The 7,823-nt window shown below is 40.3% G+C and carries 5 protein-coding genes; 4 read left to right on the top strand and 1 reads right to left on the bottom strand.

The window, feature by feature from the left end; all coding sequences use genetic code 11:
- Positions 1 to 1,016: 1,016 nt before the first annotated feature.
- Entirely contained in the window at positions 1,017 to 1,664 is a 648-nt protein-coding gene (locus V7K42_RS01195; protein WP_334912763.1) for a hypothetical protein, read from the top strand.
- A 311-nt stretch (positions 1,665 to 1,975) separates the two neighbouring features.
- The gene (locus V7K42_RS01190) at positions 1,976 to 3,310 is read left to right on the top strand and encodes a hypothetical protein (protein WP_334912761.1); all 1,335 of its coding nucleotides are present in this window, start codon (positions 1,976 to 1,978) and stop codon (positions 3,308 to 3,310) included.
- 208 nt (positions 3,311 to 3,518) lie between these two features.
- On the opposite strand, the gene V7K42_RS01185 is transcribed toward V7K42_RS01190, so the two are convergent.
- A complete protein-coding gene (locus V7K42_RS01185) occupies positions 3,519 to 5,120 on the bottom strand; it encodes a peptide ligase PGM1-related protein (protein WP_334912759.1) in 1,602 nt (533 codons plus the stop codon).
- Between the two features lie 724 nt (positions 5,121 to 5,844).
- Here V7K42_RS01185 and V7K42_RS01180 point away from each other — a divergent pair.
- Complete coding sequence (locus V7K42_RS01180) at positions 5,845 to 6,705, top strand: SDR family oxidoreductase (RefSeq protein WP_334912757.1); 861 nt, start codon at positions 5,845 to 5,847, stop codon at positions 6,703 to 6,705.
- Positions 6,706 to 6,887: 182 nt separating this feature from the next.
- Complete coding sequence (locus V7K42_RS01175; RefSeq protein WP_094344267.1) at positions 6,888 to 7,145, top strand: hypothetical protein; 258 nt, start codon at positions 6,888 to 6,890, stop codon at positions 7,143 to 7,145.
- Positions 7,146 to 7,823: the final 678 nt, after the last annotated feature.

Raw genomic sequence — 7,823 nt, 5'->3', positions numbered from 1 at the left:
GTATACCAATTTGGCTCAGGATATTCCTCTATCTACAGGGCAAATTTAAGTGATACTTTTTCGTTGTGAGAATATATAGATTAAGGAATTTGAGTCTAAAACGCTGAGAAAATTTATAGCGACAACATCTGGATAAAGTGTAAATTTTATACATAGTAATCTAATTTGACTTAGTTTGATGCGATCGCTTGTAGCTTAAGGTTTAGATAATCAAGCTTATCTGCAATCAGAATATATTTATCATCAGTGTGTATGTCAACAATAAGTTATATTTAAGACAATAAAGAACTAGTTAAGAATAAGAGTACTAAATTTTAAAATACTAGGGATATCTAAGTAAATTGACTTTGACTCTCAACTATTTGCTATGAAATTTAATGAAGATATAGGACGATCTACAGTGTACAACTTTGACAACTGTCCACAATAGTGTTGTATGTCCCAAGCTCATGGTACTATTATTTTACTGTCAGGAGATATTATTTTATACATTAAATTATTACCATGCTGAAACAGCTAGTTAGGTGTGCTACCTTCAAAAAACAAAAAATTATTCAACCCAGCAACAAATCAACAAAAGCACCAATGTACAAAGCATAGAGCTTTTGAAAGTCTGCTTATATCTAAGATACGAAAGAGCTAACAAAGCCTTTTTTAGAAATCATAGTAGCCAGCGAAGAAGGCATAAAAGCCTCTTAAGAATGGCAAAAATTTAGGTGACACTAAATATAAAAGTGTTGACAACACTGTCAATTGTTTTTTGTATACATGAAAGTATCAAAAAGCCTAACTTTGCTTGTCAATAAAACATCCAAATTCAATGTTTTATTTAGATATTTATTCTCTTTACACTTAGTTAGCTATACATAAAACCTATGTGATTGGTGAAAACTTAAGTGACCTCGACCAAATGAGGAAAACACTTAAATTTAACAAACGATTTAGGACTGCTAGATCAATCCTGATTTAGTAACAACTTGATTATTGACAACATAAGCAAAAGTAACAGGAAAACCATGAATATCATTGTTCGTTTGTTTGGTGCGATCGTTCTGCAAGTATCTGCATTGGCTGCGATGTCTAGCATGGCAATGTCTGATGACAAACCCTTGCGCGTCCCTACCCAAGAGACTCCTATTATTTCTCAACAGAAAACAAAAACAACCCACAGGATTTGCTCTTTAGATCCCATTGAGGAATTGTTACCTCCACCACAGAATAAGGCAAATAGTTCTTTGCTTTCTTACCTTGCGGAACAGGGTTTTACACAAAATAAAGACGGTTCTTGGATCTGTTATGCGAACGATCCTAAAAAAGAAGGGCGTTACTTCACTATGTTTAAGGTTAAACAAGTTGATGGCAGGCTAATCGCAAGTTCTTTTCTAGATGAGGGTAGTCTGATTCAAGGGCAGGAAAATCGGAGCTTAGACTTCTTTATGATGCTGATTGAGCATCATCTGAATGCTAGTCAAGAGAACCGTCAAGGCATACGTAGATATTTAGAAGCCTTCGTTTCCTTAGTAAAGGAAGGGAAGATCAAACCTACGCGTCGTGGGTTTCTTTTCGACCAGCCAAACCGGGCATTGGTCTTGTATCACACACTCTCATCAGGAAATCTCAAAGGTACCGGAATCACGATCAACATTTCTTTACCTAAGAGTTGAATTGGGATTGGGGATTGGGGGAGATGAACCAATGCCCCATGCCCGAATGGCACGCTTATAAAGGGAAAATCGTTGAGGCTCTTGGGTGCAGAGGAGCAGGGGAGCAGCGTAAGGATTGCAGAGGAGCAGAGGAGCAGGGGAGCAGGGGAGAAAGAAGAAGTTTTAGGTATTGCGTTCGGATATTTAGAAATTCCGCTCTGCACCCTTGCCCCCTGCCCCTCTGCAATCCTTACGCTGCATACTCTTCAGCTTAACTAAGTGCCATTCGCCCCATGCCCAATTAAATTGCTGTAGTTTTCTGGAGGTGCATTTTGCCTAAATCAATTTTTCAAAGAATTGCGGTGTCGAAAGCGGTTCGTTTTGCAAGCATCGCGTTTTCATCTGTTGCAGTAGTACTCACTACATGTCAGTCTGCTTTTGCACAGCTCAATATTGGCCGCTATGGTATCCAACAAGGACTGGAGTCTGAGTATCTTCAGTACCAAATCAATAACCAGAATTTGAGCCAGATGCGAGTCATTCCTGGATGTGATGTGGGATTTGGCCTGACTTGCAATAAAACTGGAGCGGTAATCCAACGATTAGTAGAGTTAAACGGCGGGAATAGCTATGAAAACCTCTTGATCCGAGCAGCCGGTGGGGAGAAAAACTTCCAGAATTTTGCGAGCTTTTACGGTAACAATCCCAATCTCTATTCGGTGCCTTTCGCCTCATTTTGGAGAAACGAATCCCCCGCCATCATGGATAGCTCTCAATACCTTCTGGGACAAGGTATTGGTCGCAATCCAGTAGAGGGACTTGGACTTGTAACCAACCAGTTCTACTGGGCACCATACTCAGGAGTCAATAATCCAGTCAGCCTTCGTAATGGATTACTAGACTTGAAATTCTCATACGGACGACTGTTGTTTGAAGAGGCCTCAAAAATTTCCAACATCAAAGAACAGATTGAATCTCTGGGTCTGTCACCAGAAATGACGAATTTTTATTTAAATAAACTCTCTACAGGCCTAGATGCGTTGAATTCTGGAGATCAAAACCAACTCCAAAAAAGGATTTTTGAACTACTATCCTATCCATACTCCGAAGAGGGTGGGGAACTCGGACGACCCAACAACGCAATCCCACAAGAATTTAATCAGCTCTTAGGAGAAGATATCCCAGGCGATATATTGCTGAGTGACACTCCACTACCGTTGGACGGAGAAGAAATAGCCCTTGATACTTTCCCTGGGACTGGGGGAGATGTCTTAGTACCAGACAGTTCTGATTCCTTCCCACTCTGGCCAATAATCGGAGCTGGGGGTCTTGCTTTAATCCTGCTTTTATTACTTAATGGCGATAGTTCTTCAGCTCAAGCAGCTGTTTCTCCAGTTCCACCATCTGTTACTCCAGTTCCACCCCCTATTTCTCCAGTTCCACCACCTTTGTCTCTCACCAACAAAGGTGAATGCGATTTGACTACCAATGGTAATGGTTCCAATCACACACAGATAATTGAGATTCCATGCAATGTTACTCCTAAACCTCCTATAGAAGTGAAGAAAGTAGTGGAACCATCAACGATCAAAGCGCTTGTATTGCTAATCGTTTTACTATCCATAGTCCGTTACAAACACAGAACTTTAAAAATCCGTAATCCGTAATTATTAGGACTTACGCAGAAAAGATCCCTCAACCCCAGAAGGAAGTAAAAATGTGCTGGGCTACCTGGAAGTGGAAGGCTAGCTAACACAATAAGAATGCAAACTTAATAACCTGCAATTCTGATGGAACGGAGAATGGTGCCGTCCTCTCCTTGCTAACACATCCTACTTTTACACTTTATTTAATCCACGTTCCTAAGTAGATTCCTTAACTATGTTCATCCCAAGCGACGGGAAAAGAATAATCTGAAAATGCCGAGAAATCATGATTTTCGCTGCGGGTTTCTTCATCAAGAACTTTGACAACTTTGTTATAAATATCTTGTGCTTGTTGTGGGGAATCACCAATACTGGTTAATCCCAACTTGCCAAACTGCGAAAGGCAACCCATAAGATGAAATACTGTGCCCGTTTCTGTACCACTGTCGAAGTGCAGTCGGTGGTGAGCGATGATATCCATCAAATCATTAGGCAATAATCCCTGATAGCGCTCTTTTTGGAGATTATCAGTGGCGATGTAGTATTTAGGACGACCTTGCTGACTATAAAATAAACCTGTGGAAAGGTCATAACGACCATTCGTTAATAATTTCAGAGTCATGAATGGATGAGTTGTACCGCCTTTACGCAGGTTAATTTCAATCGCCTGAATATCCCACTCTCCGTTACCCTTGTCAACGGCGATAAAATCTACGCCAAATCGCTCTAAAGTGCCTTTTTCTGCTAGCTTTTTGCCAACTTGTAGCCCCAATTGCTGTAATTCCAATCGATAGCTTTCATCGGCGGGAAAGCGACAACCAAGATAAATTTGACCGTCTGGGCCTCCAAGAATTTGGTCGTGGGTTGAAAGGATTTCCACTTCGCCGGTGGGTGTAATGCGTCCTTGGACGCTGGGCGATCGCTTAATTTCCCCTTCCACAAATGCTTCAGTGATTGCCCCTAATTCCGGAATTCTTCCCGAAAAATTATCCCAAGTCTCTTGTTTTGCTTGAAAGCGCATTGTTGAAAAGCGATCGCTAATTGCCTCTACCCTTTGGGCATGAGTCCCTTTACCTGGTGCTAAATTCTCAATTGGTCTAAGATCCAACAATGCATTCCCCTCTCCCGAAATGCCTTCGTTGAGTTTCACCACTAACCGTTTTAATGTCGGTTGTCGTTCCCACAAATCACTGGTAGCTTCTGCCAAATCTGTGTGGTTCCAAATTTTTTCGGTACCATCTGGATGCGGTACTCCGCTTTCAGCGAAGATTTGCCGACTGCCACTTTTTGTCCCCCAAATTTGTAAATCTGGTGCAGCAGCATACAGTGGTACACCCAATTTTACAGACAATTCGCCTTCCCAGTGCGAAGAGTTGTAGCAGATCATAAACGATTTGTCTAGCCTCAAAGATTGATGAATCCGCTCTAGCAAGCGAGGACGTTCTAAAATCTTTTGGCTCAGAGGCTTAAGGGAGGAATCATAAGTAGAAAGTAGCAGCAAGCGATTGCGAGCATGAGAAAAAGGAATTCCTGGCAACAGTTGCAGATAATAATCAATGATACTCGGATGCAAGGGTACTGATGTTACATAAACCAGCCGAGTCCGGGGATTCTGCAATCGAATTAAGGAGAATAGTAATCTTTCTTCATAATGCTCGCAGCCTTCGATCTTTTGGAGTTCGCGCCGATCGAGACTTAGGGAGGGAATAATTAAAATATCCGCTTCACTATTGTCAAATGACTCGATCGTTTTCCAGCGATCGCTTAAGGTTAATTGTAAGTGGTGAAACTTTTCAACCTGCTCTAATTCAGAAATATCTATTATTGCCATAACCCCTACCCTCTAATTATCTCAATGTAGCGCACCACGTAGGCTTTTGGGCTATTAATTTGGGGATTATAGTCAAGTACTTTTGCAGCTAATTTACTCTACAAGAATTCAGCTATATAGATATCAACCTAAATAAATATTAACATTAACTAAATTTTATGCCATAAGAGTAGGTATTTTGCGATCGGGAAGTGAGAAACTATAATCTTTATTTTCATTTAGCAAAAATAGCTCAATTGTTTATCTGATAGAAATGATTTATATATTAATTCAGGAAATCTCATGCATTTAAGTTATTCTACGTCTTAAGGTTGAGCAAAATTCAGCTTTTTTACCTCTATGGAGCGATAAATTACAGCTACACAATAGTTAACTTTAAAGCAGAAGAGAGCGATAAACGCTTCATCGCATAAGACTTGTATACTTTTTATTTCGTAGTCAAATGTGAGCATAAATAATGTCACCCGCATATAATAATTGCCACCAATAAGTACCTTTGGTAAGCATTCGGGGTATAAATGCCTAAAATTGCAAATGGCTAATAGATGGGAACCAAAGCAAAAAATAAACCTTGGGTTGAATTCTCGATCCAAGGTTTACTTTTGAAATAGGAAATGCGGACAGAAGAAAAGAATTGGGTACAGATTATTCCCTATCACCTGTCACTTCTCCCAAATGCCTAATACCTAATTACATTCAAAATTAAATTAGTGAGACAAAACCTATGCCTAAATTAAAAGAGAAAAAATCACAACCTGCACAACAAAAACCGCCAGGTGTTGAATCAGAAATGACACCAAAACCCAAAGCAGATGATGCCGAGTATCGGGGTAGTGCCAAGCTACAAGATAAAGTGGCATTAATTACGGGTGCTGATAGTGGTATTGGTCGTGCTGTAGCGATCGCATTTGCTAAAGAAGGTGCAGATGTGGCGATTCTTTACCTCAACGAACACGACGATGCCAAAGAAACAAAACATTTGGTAGAAAAACAAGGCCGCCGTGCAGTAACCATTGCAGGGGATATTGGGGATGAAACTTTTTGTCAGCAAGCTATCCAACAAACAGTTGGTGAGTTTGGCAAATTGGATATTCTCATCAACAACGCCGCCGAACAACATCCGAAAGAAAGTATCGAGGAAATCACCAAAGAACAACTAGAGCGCACTTTCCGCACTAATATATTCTCGATGTTTTTCATGACTAAAGCTGCACTCAAGCATTTACAAGCAGGCAGTTCTATCATCAATACTACATCGGTAACAGCTTATAAAGGTAGCTCACAACTATTAGATTATTCCTCCACAAAAGGTGCGATCGTTACCTTCACTCGCTCCTTATCACAAAATTTGATGTCCAAAGGAATTCGCGTTAATGCTGTCGCGCCAGGACCGATTTGGACACCTCTAATTCCTTCAACTTTTCCCGAAGAAAAAGTTGAAACTTTTGGAAAACAAGTACCAATGCAACGAGCCGGACAACCAGAAGAAGTTGCACCTAGCTACGTATATTTAGCCTCTGATGATGCTTCTTATGTCTCTGGGCAAGTGTTACATGTCAATGGTGGAGATGTTGTAAATGGATAAGTAAAAAAGTTAAGACTTAGGAATTAGAAATTAAAAGTTATAACTGATATATTATTAATTTATAACTTTTAACTTCTCAGTCCTAACTCTACCCTCATGGTCTTCCATTGGAGGGATGAGTCAATTTAAAAATATTGATAATGTATTTAGCAGCAAACATTTAAAAAATAATAACTACGTCTATGGCATCTCCTACACCACTGCAAGGCACAGAACTAGTAGATTGTGCTAGAGCAAATGCCAAGCAAGGAATTGAAACTGCTGCTTATCAATGTGGCTATGGTCAAGACCTCAACAAATTTGCGCGAGAACTCAGACAAGCTTGTGAAGAAATGAATTTACAAGTGAAGGAACTTAGTGGATTGATTACTGAGCAGGATTTAATCCTGGAATTAGGTACTGGCGAAATTATTGCTCCAAAGACGGAATCAGAATTGTAAAAGTTAGTCATTTGCAGGAAATAACCCTAGCCAGTAGCGATATTACCTAACATTCCTCCCAATAATGACCCTGCGTAGACGCAAAGCGGCTTGTCATCTGAACATTATCTTTCAACCCGTTACCGAGCAATTTCCAGTAAATTTATCGAAACAGAATTCAGGAATCAGAATTGATTCTGACCGAAAAAGCGGATAGCGGAGCGTAAAGCCTACGTCATAGCAACTCTTAGAGACGCTGTTCGCCAACGCTTAGAGCGAGTTCGCGAGCAGATGAATAAATGGGTTTAAGACCCCCACAAAACAAGGAAATTTGGTGGTCATCAATCAGTCGCGGGTTTGAATCCCCGACTGAGAAGCGTTAGCGAGTCCGCGTACCCCTGCGGGTAGCTACGCGCAGCGTTTCGTAGAGAGCGTCTTGATTCTGACAGTAGTTGACAGGAAACGTTTCCGGCTCCGCTCCTATTAGCGGATAGCTAAGGTTTAGCCCATTCTGACTTCTGAATTCTTCTTCAACTGAAACATAGTCTTTGTCCCTCGACTACACACTACCACCCAAGACATAAATATCTTCGGTAGTATATTTTTCTATAATATAAATTACATCATTAATAGTAATAATACTTACTATACCTATTTTATATCTACCACAGATACAGCCAGAAAATCATATCTTTGGCT

Source organism: Nostoc sp., assembly GCF_036917455.1.
Classification (GTDB): domain Bacteria; phylum Cyanobacteriota; class Cyanobacteriia; order Cyanobacteriales; family Nostocaceae; genus Nostoc.
Note: the sequence above shows the minus strand (reverse complement) of the source record. Positions and strands in the feature narration are given on the sequence as shown.

Bases quoted from the DNA above. Each gene is read 5' to 3' on its own strand.
- V7K42_RS01195 (WP_334912763.1), top strand. From the start codon at position 1,017: ATGAATATCATTGTTCGTTTGTTTGGTGCGATCGTTCTGCAAGTATCT.
- V7K42_RS01185 (WP_334912759.1), bottom strand. From the start codon at position 5,120: ATGGCAATAATAGATATTTCTGAATTAGAGCAGGTTGAAAAGTTTCAC.
- V7K42_RS01180 (WP_334912757.1), top strand. From the start codon at position 5,845: ATGCCTAAATTAAAAGAGAAAAAATCACAACCTGCACAACAAAAACCG.
- V7K42_RS01175 (WP_094344267.1), top strand. From the start codon at position 6,888: ATGGCATCTCCTACACCACTGCAAGGCACAGAACTAGTAGATTGTGCT.